The following is a 21407-nucleotide window of genomic DNA, read 5'->3' on the forward strand; positions in this document are numbered from 1 at the left end:
CGATAAAACGGCGGAGGGGCTCCCCTGGAGCCCCTCCGCCGTTTTTAATGAGCACTGTGAAACGTTTGGCGACAGTCGCGCTCATCCTGCCCGTCCTGCTCGTCGGCTGCCAGGACGATGCCTCCTCGGCGGAGAAGTACAGCACCGGCGGCGACCCCACCGACAGCCCGTGCGCCCGAGTGGTCTCCGCCATCGGGTACGCGGAACTCATGCTGCAGCCGAAAGGCCAGGAGGAGCGGCAGAACTTCGAGGACGCCGTGATCAGCCGCCTGGCGGAGTCGTACGGGATCACGCTGGAGTTCGGCGACCGGCTCCCCCGCTCGCTGAGCGGGGCGGTGGAGACCGTCAAGCGGACCGGCAAGGCGTTGTCCAGGAACGACGTGCCGCGCGAGCGGCAGGTGACGCTGTTGAAGGAGTACCGCGCCGCGGCCGACCAGATCGTGGCCGGCTGCAAATGACCAGGGGCGCCCCATGGCGAAGGGCCCGGCCGTGACGGCCGGGCCCTCGCCTATCTGACGCTTGATCAGCCTTCGATGTTGCCGGTGCGGTACTCGAGCGCCTTGGCCGCGTTGAACTTGTTGTTCGCTTCGTACTGGTAGATGCCGATGGTGGCGACAGCCGGGTCACCGGCGTCGTTGAACTCGACCGGACCGCTGACGCCGTCGTAGTCGATGTCCTTACCGGCCTTCAGCAGGTCGACGCACTCCTTGAAGCTCTTGCACTTCTCGCCGCCCTTGCTGGTCTCGGCCAGCTTGGCCGCGATGTCAGCACCGGCGTCGCTCTTGGCCGCCTCGGCCGCCAGCGCGATCAGGTTGGCCGCGTCGTAGGACTCGGGGGCGTAGCTGAAGTCCGTCAGCTTGCTGTTGATGCCGAGCAGCTTCTGACGGAACTCGTCGGGAGCCGCGGCGCCGGGGTAGGTGCCCTTGACGCCTTCGAGCGTGCCCTTGGGCATCTTCAGGTAGTTCGAGTTGGACATGTTGCCGTCCACCATGTACCACTTGACCTTGCTGGCCGGCAGGCCCTGCTTGACCAGCTCGCCGACGACCTTCTGGGTCTCGTCGAAGCCGATCAGCACGATCGCCTTCGGGTTCTTCGCCTTGATCTTGGCGACGTCGGCGGAGAAGTCCGCGGCCTTCGGGTCGTAGTCCACGCGCTCGACCACTTCGCCGCCACCGTCGGTGACGGTCTTCTGCACCTGGTCGGCCAGGCCCGTGCCGTAGGAGTCCTGCATCGCCAGGATGCCGACCGTGTCGCTGCCGTCGGCGACGATCAGGTCGCCCAGCACGCGGCCCTGCAGCTTGTCCGGCGGGGCCGTACGGAAGTAGAGACCCTTGTCGTCGATCGTGGTGAACTTGTCCGAGGTGTTGGCCGGCGAGAAGTGCACCACGCCCGCGCCCACGATCTTGTCGATCACCGACTCCGACACCGACGAGGACGCGGCGCCGATGACGGCGTCCGCCTTCTGCGCCAGCAGCTTGTCCACCGACTGCGAGGCGATGTTGGTGGACGTGTCACCCGAGTCCGTGTCGAACTTGGCCACAGGCTTGCCGAGCACGCCACCGGCCTCGTTGATCTCCTTGAGCGCCAGGTCGACACCGGCGAACTCGGGCGGCCCGAGGAAGGCCAGCGAACCGGTCTGGGGCAGCAGGGTGCCGAGAGTAAGAGTGCCGTCGCCCTTCGTGGCGGCCGGCGCCGAGGATGCCGGCGCCGATGGCGAGGTTTGGGTGGCGGTATTACTGCCACCGCCGCAGGCTGTCAGAGCGAGGCTGGTGGCAGCCACGACAGCCAGCGCCCGCCCCACGGGAGCAATGCGGATCATGAAGTGTCTCCTTCATTCCAGGCCGGGAGCCGTCAGCACCGCCGAGCGTTCCCGATCGAATGCTGGAAAAGGTACAAAACCCCAGCGTGCTGGGCTAGGTGCAGAGAGAAACTGTCGGCACTTGGATGCGGAGTCGTAATCAGTCCTCAACTTACGAACCTGCAAAAGCATGCCTAATGTGCGACAGGTGAAGCCCACAACGCTCATCCTCGTCATGGTGATCGTCCTTGCCGGGTGCGCCGCATCCGAGCCGCCCCCGCCACCTGACACGGCCCCTCCTCCCGGGGTATCGGTCTCTCTGGGCCAATGGCGTTCCGACGAGCCCGTGCACAGGATGCAAGTGGCCGTCCGCAACACCACTGACACGCCGGTGTACTTCGCCGACGCCCAGCTGGTCACGCCGTCCTTCGCCACGTTACCCCCGGAAAAGATCGACTCCACTGTCAAGCGTACGGAGCGTACGGACCTCCAGATCCCGTACGGGGCCGCCAACTGCTCCCCGCAGGGCCTGCCCGAGGTGCAGCCGGCGACGGTCGTGGCGCACATCAGCACGGGCTCCGAGCCGCCGCGCAAGGTGGTCTTCCCGCTTGGGCACCCCGACCCGCTGCTGGCCAGGCTGGTGCGGGACGAGTGCACCGAGTTCCTGATCAAGCAGGTGGTGAGCATCGAGTTCGGCCCGGAGTGGAAGAAGTCGGGCAAGGTCATGCGGGGCGACCTGGTGGTCACGCGGCACCGCCCCGGCACCGTGGCGCTGAACGAGATGGGTGGCACCACCCACTACAACGTCACGACCGAGCGCAAGACCCTGGGCGTGCTGGACGCGACCGCGCAGCGCCTGGAGGCGCCGATCGAGCTCACGCCGGCCCGCTGCGACCCGCACTCGCTCGGCGAGGCGAAGAAGGCGTTCCTTTTCCCCGTGCGGGTCAGCATCGACGGGGGCGAGGAGCAAGTGATCACCGTGGTGCCGCCCAAGCCGCTGCAGAACCGCCTCATCGCGTACGTTCTGGAGGCGTGCGGCCTGAGCTGAGGCTCAGCGTTCGATGCTGCCGGTGCGGTACTCCAGCGCCTCGCCGGAATACCTGTTGTCGTCGCCGTACTGGTAGACGCCGATCGTGGCCACGGACGGATCACCGGCGTCGTCGAACTCGATCGGGCCGCTGACGCCGTCGTAGTCGATGTCCCTGCCGCCTGCGAGCAGGTCCGCGCAGTCCCTGAAGGCCCTGCACTTCTCGCCGCCCCTGCTCACCTCGGCGAGCTTGGAGGCGATCGACCGCCCGGCGTCGTCCTCGGCCGCCGCGGCCGCCAGGGCGATCAGGATCGCGGCGTCGTACGACTCCGCGGCGTAGGTGAAGTCCTTCAGCTCCTCGTCCACGCTGAGCAGCTTCTTCCTGAACACGTCCGGCGCCTCGGCGCCCGGAATGGTGCCCTTGACGCCCTTGAGCGTGCCCTGGGGCATCCTCAGGTAGTTGGTGTTCGACATAGTGCCGTCCACCATGTACCACTTCACCCTGTCGGCCGTCAGCCCCTGCTTGACCAGCTCGCTCACGACCTTGGCGCCCTCCTCGAACCCGATCAGCACGACCGCCCTCGGGTTCTTCGCCTTGATCCTGGCCACGTCGGCGGAGAACTCCGCCGCCCTCGGGTCGTAGTCCACCCGCTCCACGACGCCGGCGCCGGCCTCCTCGGCCGCCTTGGTGATCTGGTCGGCCAGACCGGAGCCGTAGGAGTCCTGCACGGCCAGGATGCCGATGGTGTCGTTGCCGTCGGCGGCGATCAGGTCGCCCAGTACGCGGCCCTGCAGCTTGTCCGGCGGCGCCGTGCGGAAGTAGAGACCCTTGTCGTCGATCGTGGTGAACTTGTCGGAGGTGTTCGCGGGCGAGAACTGCACCACGCCGGCACCGGTGACCCTGTCGATGATCGACTCCGACACCGACGACGAGGCCGCGCCGATGACGGCGTCCGCCTTCTGGGCCAGCAGCTTGTCCACCGACTGCGAGGCGATGTTCGTGGTCGTGTCGCCCGAGTCCGTGTGCACCTTGACGACCGGCCGGCCGAGCACGCCCCCGGCCTCGTTGATCTCCTTGACGGCCTGGTCGACCCCGGCGAACTGGGGCGGGCCCAGGAACGCCAGCGAGCCGGTCTGCGGCAGCACCGTGCCGATCGTCAGCGTGCCGTCGCCCTTCGCGGCGGCCGGCGCCGCGGACGTGGCGGTCCGGCTCCCGGACGTGTCGCTCCCGCTCTCGCCACAGGCCGCCAGGGCCAGGCTCGCCGCGGCCGCGACGGCCGTAAGGCGCCCCACCGAAGCAATGCGGATCATGAAAGTGCCCCCGATCTCACATGCCTGACCGCGGAGGGGGAGCAGGGTTCTGACGCGGCTTATGTGTGGATTTGTGATGTCCTGAACACCTATGGTAGTGGACGGGGTCACCGCGGCAACGGCTGCCCGTCACACCGCCACCGCCCCGGCCCGGGAACCCGGACCAGGGCGGGAACCGACGACAGCCACTCACCCGGCGATGTTGCCCGTGCGATACTCCAGCGCCTTGGCCGCGTTGAACTTGTTGTCCGCGCCATACTGGTAGACGCCGATCGTCGCCACCGACGGATCACCCACGTCGTTGAAGTCGACCGGACCGCTGACACCGTCGTAGTCGACGTCCTTGCCGGCCTTCAGCAGATCCACGCACTGCTTGAAGCCCGTGCACTTCTCGCCGCCCTTGCTGATGTCGACGAGCTTCGCCGCGATGGCCGCCCCCGAGTCGTCCTTGGCCAGCTCGGCGGCCAGAGCGATCAAGGTCACCGCGTCGTACGACTCCGCCGCATACGTGAACTCCGTCAGATCGGCCCTGACCGTCAGCAGCCGCTTCTGGAACGCCTCCGGCGCCGCCGCCCCCGGCAACGTGCCCTTGACGCCGTCCAGCGTCCCCTTCGGCGCCTTGACGAAGTTGGTGTTCGACATGTTGCCGTCCACCATGTACCACTTGTGCTTGTCAGCCGTCAGACCTTGCTTGACCAGTTCGTTCACGACCTTGGCGGTCTCCTGGAACCCGATCAGCACGATCCCCTTCGGATTCTTCGCCTTGATCTTGGCCACGTCCGCCGAGAAGTCCGCCGCCTTCGGGTCATAGTCCACCCGCTCCACGACCGTGCCCCCCGCCGCCTCCGCCGTCTCGGTCACCTGGTCCGCCAGACCGGAGCCGTACGTGTCCTGCATCGCCAGGATGCCGATGGTGTCATTGCCATCGCTCACCACCAGGTCACCCAGCACCCGCCCCTGCAGCTTGTCCGGCGGCGCCGTACGGAAATACAGCCCGTCATCGTCGATCGAGGTGAACGCGTCCGAGGTGTTCGCAGGCGAGAACTGCAGCACCCCCGCCCCCACGATCTTGTCGATCACCGACTCCGACACCGACGACGAGGCCGCGCCCACGATCGCGTCCACCTTCTGCGCCAGCAGCTTGTCCGCCGACTGCGACGCGATGTTCGTCGTCGTGTCCCCCGAGTCCGTGTCCGACTTGGCGACCGGCTTGCCCAGCACCCCACCGGCCTCGTTGATCTCCTTGAGCGCCAGATCGACACCCGTGAACATGGGCGGCCCCAGATACGCGAGCGAGCCCGTCTGCGGCAGAAGCGTACCGATCTTCAGCGTTCCGTCTCCCTTGCCCATCGCAGAGGGCGAAGCGGAAGCGGTGCCCGAGGCCTCAGGGACAGCGGTCGTGCCACCGCCCGAGCAGGCCGCCAGGGCCAGGCACGCCGCGGCGACGACGACCGGCGTGCGGAAAATGCGGATCATCGAAAGCGTCTCCGTTCGAAGATGAGCGGACCTTCCATCCGCCCATCAGTTACGCGCCGGAACGCCACCGGTGAAAGCACCCGAAGCCGGTTGGATGCCCACTCGTGACCGCACCACAACCCATCAGGCTAAATCACCTGATATTGACCCTTCTCACGACTGCTTGGCCGCGTCATCTATAACGATCTGGGCAACCTCACGCATGCTCAGCCGCCGGTCCATCGACGCCTTCTGGATCCACCGGAACGCCTGCGGCTCCGTCCAGCCATGCTGCGTCATCAACTGACCCTTGGCCCGCTCCACCAGCTTCCTCGTCTCCAGCCGATCCGACAGGCTCGACACCTCGGCCGCCAGCGCCACCATCTCCTCGTGCCTGCTGACCGCCATCTCGATCGCCGGCACCAGATCCGCCTTCGTGAACGGCTTGACCAGATAGGCCATCGCCCCCGCATCCCGCGCCCGCTCCACCAGGTCACGCTGGGAGAACGCGGTCAGGATCAAACACGGGGCGATCCGCTCGCCCACGATCCGCTCGGCCGCCGAGATCCCGTCCAGCACAGGCATCTTGACGTCCAGGATGACGAGATCGGGCCGCAGATCGGCGGCCAGCTGGATCGCCTGCTCACCGTCCCCGGCCTCGCCCACGACGACGTAGCCGTCCTCCTGGAGCATCTCCTTGAGGTCGAGGCGGATCAGGGCCTCGTCTTCCGCGATCACTACTCGCCGCTGCGTACTCACGAGCAGAAGAGTACCGATGTCCGGTAGATTAGAGCCACGCTAGCCCCCGGCAGGCGATCTAGCCGAGCGCTAAGATGCACTACAAATCCGGAAATGCCCCGGTATTCCAACGGCAGAGAAGATGGCCTCAAAATCCATTCAGTGTGGGTTCGAATCCCACCCGGGGCACTGACCAGCCGCCCGGCCTTCCAAGCCGGGCGGCTTTGTCGTACCCGCATGCGACACTCTCCGCATGCATGATATCGCGGTCCGTGACGAAGCCCTCCGCCTGCTCGCCTCGGGGTTCAGCATCAGCGAAGTGAGCCGCCAGACCGGCGTCAGCTCAAGCACCATCGGCCGATGGCGCGACCTCCCGGCCCACGACCTTCCGGCTCGCAGCACGTGCCCCCGCTGTGCGCCGCAACCTTGTTCGCCGACTCCCGCCAGCAGTTACGCCCACCTCCTGGGCCTTTACCTGGGGGACGGCCACATCGTGCGGTGCCGCAAGGAGGTCTATCAGCTCTCCATCTTCTGCGACGACAACTGGCCCGGCCTCATCGAGGAAGCCGCCACCGCCATGGCACAGGTGATGCCGACCCCGGCGGTGGGCCGCCGCCGGCGCAACGGCTGCACCGAGGTCAAGAGCTACTGGAAGCACTGGCCGCACCTGTTTCCACAGCATGGACCCGGCAAGAAGCATGATCGCGCGATCGTGCTCGAACCGTGGCAGCGAGAGATCGTCACAGCGCACCCGGAATGGTTCGTCAGGGGCCTCATTCACTCCGACGGCTGCCGAGCGATGAATCGCGTCCGCCGCGTCCTCCCCAGCGGCGTTCACTGGTATGAGTACCCCCGCTACATGTTCAAGAACGAGTCCCGCGACATCCTGGCCCTGTGCGGCGAGGCGCTCGATCTGCTCGGCGTCGCCTGGCGGTTCAACAACCGCAACGAGATGTCGGTCGCCCGGCGGGAGGCCGTGGAGTTGCTGGACTGCTACGTCGGGCCCAAGTACTGACCCACCAGGGCACCAAACCGTCCGGGTGATCGGGAACGGCAGGTCCTTGGTGACGTCGGTGGCGCAGGCGCCCGGCGCGGCGGCGTCGACGAGGATGCCGTCCTTGCGAGCTCTTTGGCGTACTGGACGGTCAAGCTGGTTGAGTGCGGTCTTGGACACCGGGTCCGGGGCAGCTTGGCGATCATGCCTACCGGGGCACCCGGCCGGCGGGCCGTGACGCCGTGCGCGTGGGGAGCTGGAGAGCGATCCGACGCCCTGCCGGCCGCGGCGGCACCCCGAGTTCGAAGATCTCCGCTCCTCCCCCAGGCCAACCCGCACAGGCGCGGCGGGTTCGAGGACGCACGCGCCGGCGACATCTCGCTTGAGATCTTCACTTCTTCCAGGTCAACCCGCACAAGCGACGGCGGGTTCGGGGGCGCCGGCGCCGGGAATAGCCGTCTCAAGATCGATGAATTCGGGGGTGGGCGGGATGCCGCTGAGCGTGGCGGAGCGGGAGGCGTTCCTGGCGGAGGCGCACATCGGGGGGCTGGCCATCGAGACGGGCGAGGACCGGGCGCCGCTGAACGTGCCGGTCTGGTACGACTACGTTCCCGGCGGCGACATCCGGTTCCTGACGAACGGCGACTCGGTCAAGGCGCGGTTGATCGCGAAGGCGGGCAGGTTCTCGATGCTGGCGCAGCGGGTCAGCCCGACCTACCGGTACGTGTCCGTGGAGGGGCCCGTCGTGTGTTCCGGTCCCACGACGCTGGAGGACTTGACGCGCATCGCCGCCCGCTACCTGCCGCCCCAGGCGGTGCCCGGTTATGTGCAGGGCTCGGACCTGAACACGCTGGTGACGTTCAGGATGCGGCCGGAACACTGGCTCTCGGCCGACCTGGGGGCCCTCGGGTGAGCACCGGGACTCTCGTGACCGGTATTTTTGGCCCGTGACTGCTATCGATCCCACCTCGACCGGCGCGTTCGGCGTCGGCCTCGCCACCATCGCCGCTGACGGCACCGTACTCGACACCTGGTTCCCCTCCCCCGAGCTGGGCGACGCGCCGCTCTCGGGCACCGAGCGGCTGTCCGCCGGCGAGGCCGGTGAGCTGGCCTCCCTGGCGGGCCCTGACGCGGCGAGGGGCGTGGAGGTGGTCGTGGTGCGCACCGGCATCGCCAAGCTCTCCGAGGCGCCTGTGGACGCGCATGACGTCTACCTGCGGCTGCATCTGCTGTCCGCGCGCCTGATCAGGCCGCACGGGGCCAATCTGGACGGCGTCTTCGGCCTGCTGGCGAACGTCGTGTGGACCAGCTTCGGGCCGTGTCCTGTGCCGGATTTCGAGCAGACCCGTCTGCGGCTGCGGTCGAGGGGCGCGGTGACGGTGTACGGGGTGGACAAGTTCCCGCGGATGGTCGACTACGTGCTGCCCGCGGGCGTGCGGATCGCCGACGCCGACCGGGTGCGTCTCGGCGCCCACTTGGCCGGTGGCACCACTGTCATGCACGAGGGCTTCGTGAACTTCAACGCCGGCACGCTGGGCTCGTCCATGATCGAGGGCCGGGTGTCGGCGGGTGTGGTCGTCGGCGACGGCTCCGATGTGGGCGGCGGTGCCTCGATCATGGGCACGTTGTCGGGTGGCGGCAAGCAGGTCATCTCGATCGGCGAGCGCTGCCTGCTGGGCGCGAACGCGGGCATCGGCATCTCGCTGGGCGACGACTGCGTGGTGGAGGCCGGGCTGTACGTGACGGCGGGCACGAAGGTCGCCCTCCCGGACGGCACGGTGGTCAAGGCGGCCGAGCTGTCGGGCGCGAACGGGATCCTGCTGCGGAGGAACTCTCAGTCGGGGGCGGTGGAGGCGGTGCCGCGCGGGGGCACCGGTATCGAGCTGAACGCCGCCCTGCACGCCAACTGAGGGGGCTTCTCACCGCGGACGGCCAGGACCGGGACATGATCCCGCTCCTGGCCTGTCACCGGCGTCGGCGGGTGGAGTCCCCCGCTTGGCCCCGCCGTAAAAGATTTACCGAAAAATGGTGTCAGTTGCCGTGGGAGACGGCGGAGCCGACGATGTGGACGCGGAGGGCGTTGGTGGAGCCGGGGGTGCCGGGAGGCGAGCCGGCCACGATGACCACCTTGTCCCCCTTCTCCAGCCTTCCGAGCGACAGCAGCGACGCCTCGACCTGCCGCACCATGTCGTCCGTGTGGTGCACGAACGGCACGTGGAACGTCTCCACCCCCCACGTCAGCGACAGCTGCCCCCGCACGTGGGGCGCCGATGTGAAGGCCAGGAGCGGGATCGGCGAGCGGTAGCGGGCCAGCCGCCGCGCCGTCTCCCCCGACATCGTGAACGCCACCAGCGCCTTCGCGCCCACGATGGCGCCCACCTCGGCCGCGGCCCGCGCGATGGCGCCGCCCGTGGTCTCGGGCATGCGCTCCAGCGTGTGGGTGGCCTGCAGGGACGACTTCTCGGCGGCGCAGGCGATGCGGTCCATCGTGGAGACGGACTCGATCGGGTAGTTGCCGACGGAGGTCTCGCCCGACAGCATGACGGCGTCGGCGCCGTCCATGACCGCGTAGGCCACGTCGGAGGCCTCGGCGCGGGAGGGGCGCGGGGCGTTCATCATCGAGTCGAGCATCTGCGTGGCGACGATGACCGGGCGGGCCTTCTCGCGGCACAGCTCGATGATGCGCCGCTGCACGATCGGAACCTGCTCCAGGGGCAGCTCGACGCCCAGGTCGCCGCGGGCGACCATGATGCCGTCGAAGGCCTCGATGATCTCGGGGAGGCGGTCGACGGCCTGCGGCTTCTCGATCTTGGCGATCAGCGGCAGGCGTACGGCCTCCTGCTCCATGATGTTGCGCACCACGTCGGCGTCGGACGGGCGGCGGACGAAGGACAGGGCGATCATGTCGAAGCCGGTGCGCAGCGCCCAGCGCAGGTCGGCTTCGTCCTTGTCGGTCAGGGCGGGCGCGCTGACGTTGACGCCGGGCAGGTTGAGGCCCTTGTTGTCGGAGATCATGCCGCCGATGACGACGCGGGTGGTGACGCGCTCGCTGTCGACGCGGGTCACCTCGAGGACGAGGCGGCCGTCGTCGACCAGGATCGTGTCACCGGGGCGCACGTCGTTGGGCAGGCCCTTGTAGGTGGTGGAGACCTGCTCGCGGTCGCCGGGCACGTCTTCGGCGGTGATGGTGAAGACGTCGCCGAAGCCGAGCCTGACGGGCCCCTCTTCGAACGTGCCCACGCGGATCTTGGGGCCTTGCAGGTCGGCGAGCACGCCTACGCCGCGGCCGAGCTCGGCCGCCACCCTCCTCACCCGGTCGTAGACCTCTCGGTGCAGGTCATGGTTGCCATGGCTGAGGTTGAACCGTGCCACGTCCATGCCCGCGGCGATCAGCTCGCGGAGGCGTTCTTCGGACGATGTTGCAGGGCCTAGAGTGCAGACGATTTTCGCGCGACGAGTCACGAGTCCTACCTTAATTGGTACAGACCACTTGGCAGTCACCGACGACGGAGAACGTACCCGACGTAGGAGAACAGCACGAGAACGGCGACGCCTAATCGCGCCAAGTTCGTGTACTCCTCAGGGTAGATGACGCCTTCGATGTAGTGGTCGATGAATCCGGACGCGGGCAGCCCCGCCATCCCCGCCTGCCGGCGCCCCCAGTCCTCGGCCAGGGTCAGGGGGCACTCCACGCCGGTGACGATCGAGAGTACGCCCCAGGCGGCCACGGTGAGGTGGGCCCAGATCGTACGCCGCCACCGCCACGCCAGGAACCCGCCCACGGCCATGTAGGCGAGGAAGGCGAAGTGCGCCACCATCGCGACGTCCGCGATGATGCGGTACATCATGGTTCGAAGGTAGCCGCCTTCCAGGCGTCGACGATGCCCCGGCCGTAGAAACCGTTGCGGGACGGCTCGCCCTCGCAGTCGTGCGTCTGGGACTCGCCGTACGCCTTGTAGACGTACTGGCGGGGTGTGGGGCAGGCCTTCTGGGTGGCGCTCTTGTAGAGCAGGTCCTCGACGGTGGCGGGGGCGAGGGTGAGGCCGCCTGAGCCGGGCTTGCCGAAGCGGCTGACGATGAGGGCGGCGACGCCGGTGGCGTGCGGGGCGGCCATGGAGGTGCCGTCGAGGTACTGGTAGTAGGAGCAGGAGCCGCCCTCGCAGTCGCGTACGACGTCCGCGTTCTTGGGTTTGCCCGAGGCGTCGATGCGCCCGGCGGCGCGCAGCACGCGCTCGGGAGCGGCGGCCAGGATCGACCTGGTGGCCTTGGCGCCCTTGCCGTCGAGCACGTCGCCGCCCGGGGCGGACAGGTCGGTCTGCTCGGTGCCGTAGTCACTGTAGATCGCCTTGCGTCCGGATGGGCCGAGCGCGGAGACGGAGAGCACGCCGTTCGACTCGGCGGGCACGTTGATGCAGGAGTTGTCGACCTTGCGGACCTTCTGGTCGCCTTCCGGGTAGCCGGGGCTCTTGTCGTCGACCGTGGGGCGGCCGAGGTCGGTGGAGCCGTTGCCGAGCGCGGAGACGAGCGTGACGCCCTTCTTGCGGGCGTAGTCGATGGCCCGCTGCATGCCGGTGATGATGCCCTGCTGCTCGAGCTGCTGCTTCCTGGTGTCGGACCTGTTGTTCGCGCAGTTGAACAGCCAGGGGTCGACGTAGTAGCTCATGTTGGCCACGTCCACGCCGATGTCGGCGGCGTACGTGAGCGCGTCGAGGCTGGGCTTGAGGAAGAAGAACCCGGAGTCCTGGCCGGCCCTGATGTTCACCAGCCGCACGCCCGGGGCGACGCCGGCGATGCCGATGCCGTTGAGCGGGGAGCCGATGGTGCTGGCCACGTGGGTGCCGTGGCCGTCGTCGTCCGCGTCGACGGGGTCCTTGCAGTTCTTGGCCTCGCAGGGGCCGTCGAGCGTCTCGCCGTTCTCGTCCCTGGGCTTGTCGGTGACGAAGTTGCGGCTGAGCTCGCGGTCGAAGTTCGGGGCGATGTCGGGGTGCTTGCCGTCGACACCGGTGTCGATGATCCCGACCAGGACCTGCTTGCTGCCGGGCGTCTTGGCGTGCGCCCGGTCGGCGCCGATCATCCGCATGTCCCACTGGCGGCCGGCGAGCGGCTCCCCGCCGCGGCTCTCGGTGAACGACGACGCGTCGGGGAAGGCGGCCTTCCCGATGCCGCGGCCCGTGGCGAAGCCGATGCCGCGGTCCGGGGAGACGCCGACGATGGCCCGGTCGGCTCCCAGGTTCTCGACGAACCTGTCGCCGCGGCCGTCGGCCAGGACGTATCCGAGCCTGGGGTCCTCGCCGACGGTGGTGCCGCCGGCACTTTCGACGGCTCGCAGGGCCTGGTCGTGTTTACCTTCGGCGTAGAAGACGAGGTACTCGGACGACGCGCCTCGCGTGGCGGCGAGTGCGCCGGGCTTTCGGGGCGTCTCGGGCGAGCAGGCGACAAGTGCTACAAAGGCGGCCAACGCCGTCAAGATCGAGGCGACTCGCCGCATTCTTCCCCCATCCGCCGACTTGCCGCAGAACCTGCATCTTCCCGGCACTCACCGGGTGATGCAACTTAGAGAAGAAATTTCGGTAGAAGGGCGGCCAGAGCGGAGCGGCGGCAGGCGGGCGTCAGCGCGTGCGGTCGATGGTGACGCCGCCGAACACGACCTGGCGGCTCATCGGACGGGCCAGCATCTCGTGGGGGAAGCCCAGATCGACCCGGCCGGCCTCGTCCAGGGCGGCCAGCTGATCGTCGGTGAACCGCACGTCGAGCGCCCCCAGGTTGTCCTCCAGCTGCGCCCGCGTCCGCGCCCCCACGATCGGAGCCGTCACGCCGGGGTTGAGCGTCGCCCAGGCCAGCGCCACCTGCGACGGCTTGGCCCCCATCTCGCCTGCGACCCGCTTGACCACGTCGGCGATGCCCAGGGCCCGCTCGGTCAGCGCGCCGTTGGCCGCGGCGACGTTCTTGCGGGTCCCGGCGGGGTCGGCCGTGCCCTCGCCCACGTCCAGGTCGGCCCGGGTGTACTTGCCCGTCAGCACCCCGCTGGCCAGCGGCGACCAGGGGATGACGCCGAGCCCCATCTCCCGCGCCATGGGGATGAGCTCGCGCTCCACGGTGCGCTCGACCAAGCTGTACTCGATCTGCAGCGCGATCAGCGGCGTCCAGCCCCGCAGGTCGGCGATGGCCTGCATGCGCGACACCTGCCAGGCCGGCGTGTCGGAGATGCCGGCGTAGAGGACCTTGCCCATGCGGACCAGGTCGTCCATCGCGCGCAGGATCTCCTCGACGGGGGTGGTGAAGTCCCAGGCGTGCAGGTAGAGCAGGTCGATGAACTCGGTGTTCAGCCGCCGCAGGCTCGCCTCGACCGACTGGACCATGCTCTTGCGGTGGTTGCCGCCGGAGTTGGGGTCGCCGGGACGCCGCGCCAAGGTGTACTTCGTGGCGATCACCACCTGCTCGCGCCGCCCCGCCGCGAACTCGCCCACCATCGTCTCGGCCGTGCCGTTGGTGTACTGGCTGGCGGTGTCGACGAAGTTGCCGCCCCGGTCCAGGTAGGCGTCGAAGATCCGGCGGGACTCGTCCTTGTCCGAGCCCCAGCCCCAATCCGTTCCGAACGTCATGGTCCCCAGCGCGAGCGGTGAGACCCGCAGCCCGGAACGGCCCAGCAAGCGGTAGGTGTCAAGAGTCGTCATGCCCTCCAGGTTGCTACGCCCGCCGGCCGCCGGTAAGGGAGAGCTCTTCCTGGGACGGGCTTTACCAGTCTTAGGATTGACGTGATGAGCACCGTGGACCAGACCCGCGAACTGGCGGCCTTCCTGCGTACCCGCCGCGAACGCCTGGACCCCCGCGACATCGCCCTGCCCGCCCGCCGCACCCAGCGCCGCACGCCGGGCCTGCGCAGGGAGGAGGTGGCGGAGCTGGCCGGCGTCAGCGTCGACTACGTCATCCGCCTGGAGCAGGGCCGCGGGCTGCGGCCTTCACCGGAGGTGCTGGAGGCGCTGGCCGGAGCGCTGCGCCTGAGCGAGGACGAGCGGGTCTACCTGTTCGACCTGGCCCGGCAGCGGCCGACGCGGCAGCGCGCGGCGGTCCGGCGGGCGGCCGCCGCCGACGAGGCGGGCCCGATCTCCCGGCTGGTGCTGGACCTGTCCCCGCTGCCGGCCATGCTGCTCAACCACCGCTTCGACATCATCGCCTGGAACCGGGAGATGGCCGTCCTGGTGATCGACTTCGCCACGCTGCCACCCGAGCAACGCAACAGCATGTGGCTGTGCACGCTGCACCCGGGCCTGCGCGACTTCTACCGCGACCGGGAGCGCACGCTGCGCGAGGGCATCGCGGACCTGCGGGCCGCGTGGGCGGCCCACCCCGACGACGCGGCGCTGGCGGAGCTGATCGAGGAGCTCACCTCGGGCAGCGAGGAGGTCGCCCGCCTGTGGGCACTGCGCGACGTCCGCGTGAACGGCCGCGGCAGGAAGCGGCTGCGGCACGCCACGGCCGGCCCGCTGACCGTCGAATACGAGGTCCTGACCCCGCTGCAGGCCCCTGGCCAGCGCCTGGTCATCTACCGCGCCGCCGACCCGGCCTCCCAGCGGGCGCTGGACGCCGTCACCAGCAAGCTGTGACGGCGTCCAGGCCGGGAACGGTCAGACCAGCGGCCGCGCGGTCGGCAGGATCGGGTACGGCAGCGCCGTCTCCCCGGTCAGGTACCGGTCCACGCCCGAGGCGGCGGCGCGCCCCTCGGCGATGGCCCACACGATGAGCGACTGCCCGCGGCCCATGTCACCGGCCACGAAGACGCCGTCCACCTTGGACATGTACGTCTTGTCGCGCGCGACGTTGCCCCGCTTGTCGTAGAAGCCGTCGCCGCCCGCGACCTCGGCCAGGTCCTGCAGCAGCGCGCCCTTCTCGGGACCGAGGAAGCCCATGGACAGCGTGATCAGCTCGGCGGGGATCTCCCGCTCGGTGCCGGGGATGGGCTTGAACCCGGCCTGCGGTCCTTCGACCTCGACCAGGCGCAGCGCCCGCACGTTGCCGTCGTCGTCGCCGACGAACTCGGTCGTGGAGACCGCGTACACCCGCTGCCCGCCGCCGTCGGCGAGCTCCTCGTGCGCGCTCTCCACCTTGAACAGCATCGGGTACGTCGGCCACGGCTGGCTGGCCGGCCGGGACGCCGGCGGCTGCGGCATGATCTCGAGCTGGGTGATGGACTCGGCGCCCTGCCGGATCGCCGTGCCGATGCAGTCGGCGCCGGTGTCGCCGCCGCCGATCACCACCACGTGCTTGCCCTCGGCCGAGACGGGCGGGACCGCGTAGTCGCCCTCCTGGACCTTGTTGGACAGCGGCAGGTACTCCATCGCCTGGTAGACGCCCTTGAGCTCGCGCCCGGGCACCGGCAGGTCGCGCCACTGGGTGGCGCCGCCCGACAGCACCACGGCGTCGAACTGCTCGCGCAGCTCGGCGGCGGTGATGTCGACGCCGACGTTGACGCCGGTCCGGAACTCGGTGCCCTCGGCCCGCATCTGCTCCAGGCGGCGCTCGATGTGCCGCTTCTCCATCTTGAACTCGGGGATGCCGTAACGCAGCAGCCCGCCGATGCGGTCGGCGCGCTCGAACACCACCACGTCGTGCCCGGCCCTGGTGAGCTGCTGGGCGGCCGCGAGACCCGCGGGCCCGGAGCCGACCACGGCCACCTTCTTGCCGGTCTTGACGGCCGGGGGCCGCGGGGTCACCCAGCCCTCGGCGAACGCCCGGTCGATGATCTCGACCTCGACCCGCTTGATCGCCACCGGGTCGGCGTTGATGCCGAGCACGCACGCCGCCTCGCACGGAGCCGGGCAGAGCCTGCCGGTGAACTCCGGGAAGTTGTTCGTGGCGTGCAGCCGCTCGATCGCCTCGCGCCAGTCGGTGCGGTAGACGAGGTCGTTCCACTCGGGGATGAGGTTCCCCAGCGGGCAGCCGTTGTGGCAGAACGGGATGCCGCAGTCCATGCAGCGGGCTGCCTGCTTGGTCAGCTTCTCCTGTGAGAAGTCCTGGTAGACCTCACGCCAGTCGCTGATGCGCACGTCGACGGGGCGGCGCGCCGGCAGCTCCCGGTCGTGCGTGAGAAAACCCTTGGGGTCGGCCATCGGTACGCCTCCTCAGCTCTGAACCGCAGCGGCCATGACCGCCTCGTCGATGTCTCTGCCTTCGATGCGGGCGGCCTCGGCGGCCGCCATCACCCGCTTGTAGTCCGTCGGCATGATCTTGCCGAACCTGCCGAGCGCCGCGTCCCAGTCCGCCAGCAGCTGCTTGGCGACCGGCGAGCCGGTCTCCGCGAAGTGCTTCTCGACGGTCTCCTTGAGGAACTCGGCGTCCTCCTCGGTGAGCGCCTCGATGGCGACCATCTCGCGGTTGACCCGCTCGGGCTTGAGGTCCAGCAGGTACGCGATGCCGCCCGACATGCCGGCCGCGAAGTTGCGCCCGGTCGCGCCGAGCACGACGGCCTTGCCGCCGGTCATGTACTCGCAGCCGTGGTCGCCCACGCCTTCGACGACCGCCGTCGCGCCGGAGTTGCGCACGCAGAACCGCTCGCCGACGACGCCGCGGATGAACACCTCGCCGGACGTGGCGCCGTACAGGGCGACGTTGCCGGCGATGATGTGCCCGTCGAGCGGGGCCTCGTCGTGCGGCCGGACGGTGATGCGGCCGCCGGACAGCCCCTTGCCGAGGTAGTCGTTGGCGTCGCCGGACAGGCGCAGCGTGACCCCGCGCGGCAGGAACGCACCGAACGAGTTGCCCGCCGAACCGGTGAACGAGATGTCGATGGTGTTGTCGGGCAGGCCCTTGCCGCCGTACCGCTTGGTGACCTGGTAGCCGAGCATGGTGCCGACCGTGCGGTTCACGTTGCGGATGGGCAGCTCCAGCGTGACCGGGGTGCCGTCGTTGAGTGCGCCCTCGGCGAGCTGGATGAGCGTGTTGTCCAGCGCGTGCTGCAGGCCGTGGTCCTGCTCGATGACCCTGTGCAGCGCGGTGCCGGCAGGCAGCTCGGGCTGGTGCAGGATCGGCGACAGGTCGAGCCCGGCGGCCTTCCAGTGCTCCTCGGCGGCCGTCGTGTCGAGCATCTCGACGTGCCCGATGGCCTCGTCGAGCGAGCGGAAGCCCAGCTCGGCCAGGTATTCGCGGATCTCCTCGGCGATGAACTCGAAGAAGTTGACCACGAACTCGGGCTTGCCGGTGAAGCGCTTGCGCAGCTCCGGGTTCTGCGTGGCGACGCCCACGGGGCAGGTGTCGAGGTGGCAGACCCGCATCATCACGCAGCCGGAGACGACGAGGGGCGCGGTGGCGAAGCCGTACTCCTCGGCGCCGAGCAGCGCGGCGATGACCACGTCGCGGCCGGTCTTGAGCTGGCCGTCGACCTGGACGACGATGCGGTCGCGCAGGTCGTTGAGCAGCAGCGTCTGCTGGGTCTCGGCCAGGCCGAGCTCCCACGGCGCGCCCGCGTGCTTGAGCGACGTCAGCGGCGAGGCGCCGGTGCCGCCGTCGTGGCCGGAGATGAGCACCACGTCGGCGTGCGCCTTCGACACGCCGGCGGCGACCGTGCCGACGCCGACCTCGGCGACCAGCTTCACGTGGACCCTGGCCTGCGGGTTGGAGTTCTTCAGGTCGTGGATGAGCTGGGCCAGGTCCTCGATCGAGTAGATGTCGTGGTGCGGCGGCGGCGAGATGAGGCCGACGCCGGGCGTGGAGTGCCGGGTCTTGGCGATCCACGGGTAGACCTTGTGACCGGGCAGCTGGCCGCCCTCGCCGGGCTTGGCGCCCTGGGCCATCTTGATCTGCAGGTCGTCGGCGTTGACCAGGTATTCGCTGGTGACGCCGAAGCGGCCGGAGGCCACCTGCTTGATCGCGGACCTGCGGGCGGGGTCGTAGAGCCGCTCGGGGTCCTCGCCGCCCTCGCCGGTGTTGGACTTGCCGCCGAGCCGGTTCATCGCGATGGCGAGCGTCTCGTGCGCCTCCATCGAGATGGAGCCGTACGACATCGCGCCGGTGGAGAACCGCTTGACGATGCTCTCGACGGGCTCGACCTCCTCGATGGGGATCGACTTGCCCTCGCGCAGCTTGAACAGGCCGCGCAGCGTCATCAGCTGCTCCGCCTGGGAGTCCACGAGGTTCGTGTACTCCTTGAAGATCTCGTAGCGGCGGGTCCTGGTGGCGTGCTGCAGCTTGAAGACGGTCTCGGGGTTGAACAGGTGCGGCTCGCCCTCGCGCCGCCACTGGTATTCGCCGCCGACCTGGAGCCTGCGGTGGGCGTTGTCCACGCGTGGATAGGCGTGGCGGTGCCGCTGCGCGACCTCCTCGGCCAGCACGTCGAAGCCGACGCCGCCCAGGCGCGAGGTGGTGCCGATGAAGCAGGCGTCGATGACCTCCTGGCTCAGGCCGAGCGCCTCGAAGATCTGCGCGCCGGTGTAGGAGGCCACTGTCGACACGCCCATCTTGGACATGACCTTGATGACGCCCTTGCCGTACGCCTTGATCAGGTTGCGCACGGCCTTGCGCTTGTCCACCTGGAGCGCGCCGGCATCGACGAGGTCCTCGATGGTCTCGATGGCGAGGTAAGGGTTGATCGCGCCCGCGCCGTAGCCGATGAGCAGCGCCATGTGGTGGCACTCCCGGGCCTCGGCGGTCTCGACGACCAGGCCGATCTTGGTGCGGGTCTTCTCCTGGATCAGGTGGTGGTGCACCGCGCCGGTCAGCAGCAGCGACGGGATCGGGGCGAGGGTCTCGGAGGAACCGCGGTCGCTGAGCACGATGATGCGCGCGCCGTCCGCGATCGCCTGGGACGCCTCGGCCCGGATCTCCTCCAGACGGCGCAACAGCGCCTCGCCGCCGCCGGCGACCTCGTACAGGCCGCTGATGACGTGCGGGTGGAAGCCGGGCAGGTCGTGCTCGTCGTTGATGTGGATGATCTTGGCGAGCTCGTCGTTGTCGAGCACCGGGTACGGCAGCACGAGCTGGCGGCACGAGCTCGGCCCCGGGTCGAGCAGGTTGCCCTCCGGCCCGATGGTGCTGGCCAGAGAGGTGACCAGCTCCTCGCGGATGGCGTCCAACGGCGGGTTGGTGACCTGCGCGAACAGCTGCGTGAAGTAGTCGAACAGCAGGCGCGGCTTCTCGCTCAGCACGGCGACGGGCGTGTCGGTGCCCATGGAGCCGATCGGCTCGATGCCGGACTTGGCCATCGGCGACAGGATGATGCGCAGCTCTTCCTCGGTGTAGCCGAAGGTCTGCTGCCGCTTGACGAGCGCTTCGTGGGTCGTGACCTCGCGCTGGCGGGCCGGCAGCTCCTCGAAGCGGACCAGGCCGGCGTGCAGCCAGTCCTCGTACGGCAGCTCGGCGGCCAGCTCGGCCTTGATCTCGTCGTCCTCGATGATCTTGCCGCGGGCGGTGTCGATGAGGAACATCTTGCCGGGCTGCAGGCGGCCCTTGCGCACGACGTCCTCGGGCTTGATGTCCAGCACGCCGGCCTCGGAGGCCAGCACGACCAGGCCGTCGGCGGTCACCCAGAAGCGGCCGGGACGCAGGCCGTTGCGGTCGAGCACGGCGCCGGCCAGGGTGCCGTCGGTGAACGTGATCGAGGCGGGGCCGTCCCAGGCCTCCATCATCGAGGAGTGGAACTCGTAGAAGGCCCTGCGGGCGGGGTCCATCTCCGTGTGGTTCTCCCAGGCCTCCGGGATCATCATCAGCACGGCGTGCGGCAGGCTCCGGCCGCCGATGTGGAGCAGTTCCAGGGCCTCGTCGAAGCTGGCGGTGTCGCTGCCATCCGGGTCACAGATGGGGAAAAGTCGCGAAATATCGCCAGGAATGTGGGGGGACGCCAGCATGGCCTCGCGGGCCCGCATCCAGTTGCGGTTGCCCTTGACCGTGTTGATCTCGCCGTTGTGCGCGATGTAACGGTAGGGGTGGGCCAGCGGCCAGCTCGGGAACGTGTTGGTGGAGAAGCGCGAGTGCACCAGCGCGATCGCGCTCTCGTAGCGCTCGTCGGACAGGTCGGGGAAGAACGGCTCGACCTGGTCGGGGGTGAGCATGCCCTTGTAGACGACCGTGCGCGCGGACAGCGAGGGGAAGTAGACGTCCGCCTCGTGCTCGGCCCGCTTGCGCAAGCAGAAGGCCAGCCGGTCCAGCTCCAGCCCCTCGTGCCCGTCGGGGCTCGACACGAACAGCTGGGCGAAATGCGGCATGACGGCCCGGGCGCTCGGCCCCGGCAGAGCGCGGTCGACCGGCATCTCACGCCAGCCGAGCACGGTGAGGCCCTCTTCCTGGGCGATCTCCTCGATCAGGCCCTTCGCGACGCTCCTGGCCTGCTCGTCGAACGGCAGGAAGGCGATGCCGGTCGCGTACGCGCCGGCCGCGGGCAGCGCGAACGGCGCGACAGCCCGGTAGAACGCATCGGGGATCTGCGTCAGGATCCCGGCTCCGTCGCCGGTGTCCGGCTCGCTACCCTTGGCCCCCCGATGATCAAGATTGCACAGCGCCGTCAGCGCCTTGACCACGATCCCGTGCCCCCGGCGTCCCGCGACGTCGGCGACCATGGCGACACCGCAGGCATCGTGCTCGTTGGCGGGGTGGTAGAGGCCCTGGGGCTCGGGGAACCCGAGGTGGGCAGCAGGCATTGAATCCCTCCCGTCGTCATCGTCTGTCTCAAACTGCTTTACAGGCGGGGACGACGTTGGCCCTGCTGCAGGTAGAGGTTACCGCACCGTGCCTGAATGGTGCCCAGCACGTCCGCATTGCGAACATTCCAGCCCATTTCAGCATCCGAACTCGCTATCCCAAACCCCGGGCATGGGCGACGAAATTCCCGATCCGAGCTGCGATTTACGCCACCGGGAGCGATTTCTCGCCGCCTGTCCCACGCTCCTCCCCACCGCCCCCACAGGCCCGCCTCCGCACTCTGTCAAGCCCCGCCCAATGACCCGCTCAGAGCTCGTCCCTACATCCCCGCCTCAACTCCTCCAACACCTCCGGCCACACCGATTTCGTTCGACGCCCCCGCCCCATCGCCCCCGCCTCTTCCTGATCCGCCGCACGTGAAAGGCGGGCCGGGGCGCCGGGCGGAGCGAGCCCCGGAC

General features: G+C 69.1%; 16 protein-coding genes and 1 tRNA gene. 7 read left to right on the forward strand and 10 right to left on the reverse strand.

All coding sequences use genetic code 11. The annotated features are described in order from the left end of the window. The first annotated feature begins 65 nt into the window (after window positions 1–65). A complete protein-coding gene (locus ACIBX3_RS37570; protein ID WP_397125285.1) occupies window positions 66–458 on the forward strand; it encodes a hypothetical protein in 393 nt (130 codons plus the stop codon). A gap of 65 nt (window positions 459–523) precedes the next feature. Here ACIBX3_RS37570 and ACIBX3_RS37575 read toward each other — a convergent pair whose 3' ends face one another. Beyond that, complete coding sequence (locus tag ACIBX3_RS37575; protein ID WP_397125286.1) at window positions 524–1819, reverse strand: ABC transporter substrate-binding protein; 1296 nt, start codon at window positions 1817–1819, stop codon at window positions 524–526. A 325-nt stretch (window positions 1820–2144) separates the two neighbouring features. On the opposite strand from ACIBX3_RS37575, the gene ACIBX3_RS37580 reads away from it, so the two are divergent. Continuing rightward, a complete protein-coding gene (locus ACIBX3_RS37580; protein WP_397125287.1) occupies window positions 2145–2846 on the forward strand; it encodes a hypothetical protein in 702 nt (233 codons plus the stop codon). A gap of 3 nt (window positions 2847–2849) precedes the next feature. Here ACIBX3_RS37580 and ACIBX3_RS37585 read toward each other — a convergent pair whose 3' ends face one another. The 3 genes from ACIBX3_RS37585 to ACIBX3_RS37595 all read right to left on the reverse strand — a co-directional run bounded on the left by ACIBX3_RS37585 (window position 2850) and on the right by ACIBX3_RS37595 (window position 6350). After that, window positions 2850–4118, reverse strand: coding sequence for an ABC transporter substrate-binding protein (locus ACIBX3_RS37585; protein WP_397125288.1), 1269 nt, complete (start codon window positions 4116–4118; stop codon window positions 2850–2852). A gap of 207 nt (window positions 4119–4325) precedes the next feature. Beyond that, window positions 4326–5612, reverse strand: coding sequence for an ABC transporter substrate-binding protein (locus ACIBX3_RS37590; protein ID WP_397125289.1), 1287 nt, complete (start codon window positions 5610–5612; stop codon window positions 4326–4328). A 153-nt stretch (window positions 5613–5765) separates the two neighbouring features. Further along, complete coding sequence (locus tag ACIBX3_RS37595) at window positions 5766–6350, reverse strand: ANTAR domain-containing response regulator (protein ID WP_397125290.1); 585 nt, start codon at window positions 6348–6350, stop codon at window positions 5766–5768. Window positions 6351–6445: 95 nt separating this feature from the next. Between ACIBX3_RS37595 and ACIBX3_RS37600 the strand changes: the two genes are divergently transcribed. The 4 genes from ACIBX3_RS37600 to dapD all read left to right on the forward strand — a co-directional run bounded on the left by ACIBX3_RS37600 (window position 6446) and on the right by dapD (window position 9233). Then, window positions 6446–6518, forward strand: a tRNA-Leu gene (locus ACIBX3_RS37600). 64 nt (window positions 6519–6582) lie between these two features. Further along, window positions 6583–7344, forward strand: a complete 762-nt coding sequence (locus ACIBX3_RS37605) for a helix-turn-helix domain-containing protein (protein WP_397125291.1) — start codon at window positions 6583–6585, stop codon at window positions 7342–7344. A gap of 469 nt (window positions 7345–7813) precedes the next feature. After that, window positions 7814–8236 carry a pyridoxamine 5'-phosphate oxidase family protein gene (locus ACIBX3_RS37610; protein WP_397125292.1) on the forward strand — a complete coding sequence of 141 codons (423 nt, stop codon included), beginning with the start codon at window positions 7814–7816 and terminating at the stop codon, window positions 8234–8236. 34 nt (window positions 8237–8270) lie between these two features. Continuing rightward, window positions 8271–9233: a 2,3,4,5-tetrahydropyridine-2,6-dicarboxylate N-succinyltransferase gene (gene dapD, locus ACIBX3_RS37615; protein ID WP_397125293.1), complete on the forward strand. Its 963-nt coding sequence runs from the start codon at window positions 8271–8273 to the stop codon at window positions 9231–9233. A gap of 121 nt (window positions 9234–9354) precedes the next feature. On the opposite strand, the gene pyk is transcribed toward dapD, so the two are convergent. From pyk to ACIBX3_RS37635, 4 genes are all read right to left on the reverse strand, one after another. Continuing rightward, a complete protein-coding gene (gene pyk, locus ACIBX3_RS37620; protein ID WP_397125294.1) occupies window positions 9355–10785 on the reverse strand; it encodes a pyruvate kinase in 1431 nt (476 codons plus the stop codon). Between the two features lie 35 nt (window positions 10786–10820). Further along, on the reverse strand, window positions 10821–11171 hold the full coding sequence (locus ACIBX3_RS37625; protein ID WP_397125295.1) for a DUF2784 domain-containing protein: 351 nt from the start codon (window positions 11169–11171) through the stop codon (window positions 10821–10823). Further along, window positions 11168–12811, reverse strand: a complete 1644-nt coding sequence (locus ACIBX3_RS37630) for a S8 family peptidase (RefSeq protein WP_397125296.1) — start codon at window positions 12809–12811, stop codon at window positions 11168–11170. Before ACIBX3_RS37630 ends, ACIBX3_RS37625 begins: the two co-directional genes overlap by 4 nt. Before the next feature lie 121 nt (window positions 12812–12932). After that, complete coding sequence (locus ACIBX3_RS37635; protein WP_397125297.1) at window positions 12933–13997, reverse strand: aldo/keto reductase; 1065 nt, start codon at window positions 13995–13997, stop codon at window positions 12933–12935. An 84-nt stretch (window positions 13998–14081) separates the two neighbouring features. Here ACIBX3_RS37635 and ACIBX3_RS37640 point away from each other — a divergent pair, with 84 nt between their 5' ends. After that, entirely contained in the window at window positions 14082–14927 is an 846-nt protein-coding gene (locus ACIBX3_RS37640) for a helix-turn-helix domain-containing protein (protein ID WP_397125298.1), read from the forward strand. Between the two features lie 21 nt (window positions 14928–14948). On the opposite strand, the gene ACIBX3_RS37645 is transcribed toward ACIBX3_RS37640, so the two are convergent. Together ACIBX3_RS37645 and gltB are read right to left on the reverse strand one after the other, a co-directional pair. Then, window positions 14949–16430, reverse strand: coding sequence for a glutamate synthase subunit beta (locus ACIBX3_RS37645; RefSeq protein WP_397125299.1), 1482 nt, complete (start codon window positions 16428–16430; stop codon window positions 14949–14951). A gap of 12 nt (window positions 16431–16442) precedes the next feature. Further along, window positions 16443–20948: a glutamate synthase large subunit gene (gltB, locus tag ACIBX3_RS37650; RefSeq protein ID WP_397125300.1), complete on the reverse strand. Its 4506-nt coding sequence runs from the start codon at window positions 20946–20948 to the stop codon at window positions 16443–16445. Between the last annotated feature and the right edge of the window lie 459 nt (window positions 20949–21407).

The sequence above is a fragment of the Nonomuraea sp. NPDC049480 genome (assembly GCF_044465905.1).
Lineage (GTDB): Bacteria > Actinomycetota > Actinomycetes > Streptosporangiales > Streptosporangiaceae > Nonomuraea.

What these genes read in the sequence shown, in the direction of transcription:
- ACIBX3_RS37575 (WP_397125286.1), bottom strand. Translation starts at nt 1,819, where the DNA reads ATGATCCGCATTGCTCCCGTGGGGCGGGCGCTGGCTGTCGTGGCTGCC.
- ACIBX3_RS37590 (WP_397125289.1), bottom strand. Translation starts at nt 5,612, where the DNA reads ATGATCCGCATTTTCCGCACGCCGGTCGTCGTCGCCGCGGCGTGCCTG.
- ACIBX3_RS37605 (WP_397125291.1), top strand. Translation starts at nt 6,583, where the DNA reads ATGCATGATATCGCGGTCCGTGACGAAGCCCTCCGCCTGCTCGCCTCG.
- ACIBX3_RS37610 (WP_397125292.1), top strand. Translation starts at nt 7,814, where the DNA reads ATGCCGCTGAGCGTGGCGGAGCGGGAGGCGTTCCTGGCGGAGGCGCAC.
- ACIBX3_RS37625 (WP_397125295.1), bottom strand. Translation starts at nt 11,171, where the DNA reads ATGATGTACCGCATCATCGCGGACGTCGCGATGGTGGCGCACTTCGCC.
- ACIBX3_RS37630 (WP_397125296.1), bottom strand. Translation starts at nt 12,811, where the DNA reads ATGCGGCGAGTCGCCTCGATCTTGACGGCGTTGGCCGCCTTTGTAGCA.
- ACIBX3_RS37635 (WP_397125297.1), bottom strand. Translation starts at nt 13,997, where the DNA reads ATGACGACTCTTGACACCTACCGCTTGCTGGGCCGTTCCGGGCTGCGG.
- ACIBX3_RS37640 (WP_397125298.1), top strand. Translation starts at nt 14,082, where the DNA reads ATGAGCACCGTGGACCAGACCCGCGAACTGGCGGCCTTCCTGCGTACC.
- ACIBX3_RS37645 (WP_397125299.1), bottom strand. Translation starts at nt 16,430, where the DNA reads ATGGCCGACCCCAAGGGTTTTCTCACGCACGACCGGGAGCTGCCGGCG.
- gltB (WP_397125300.1), bottom strand. Translation starts at nt 20,948, where the DNA reads ATGCCTGCTGCCCACCTCGGGTTCCCCGAGCCCCAGGGCCTCTACCAC.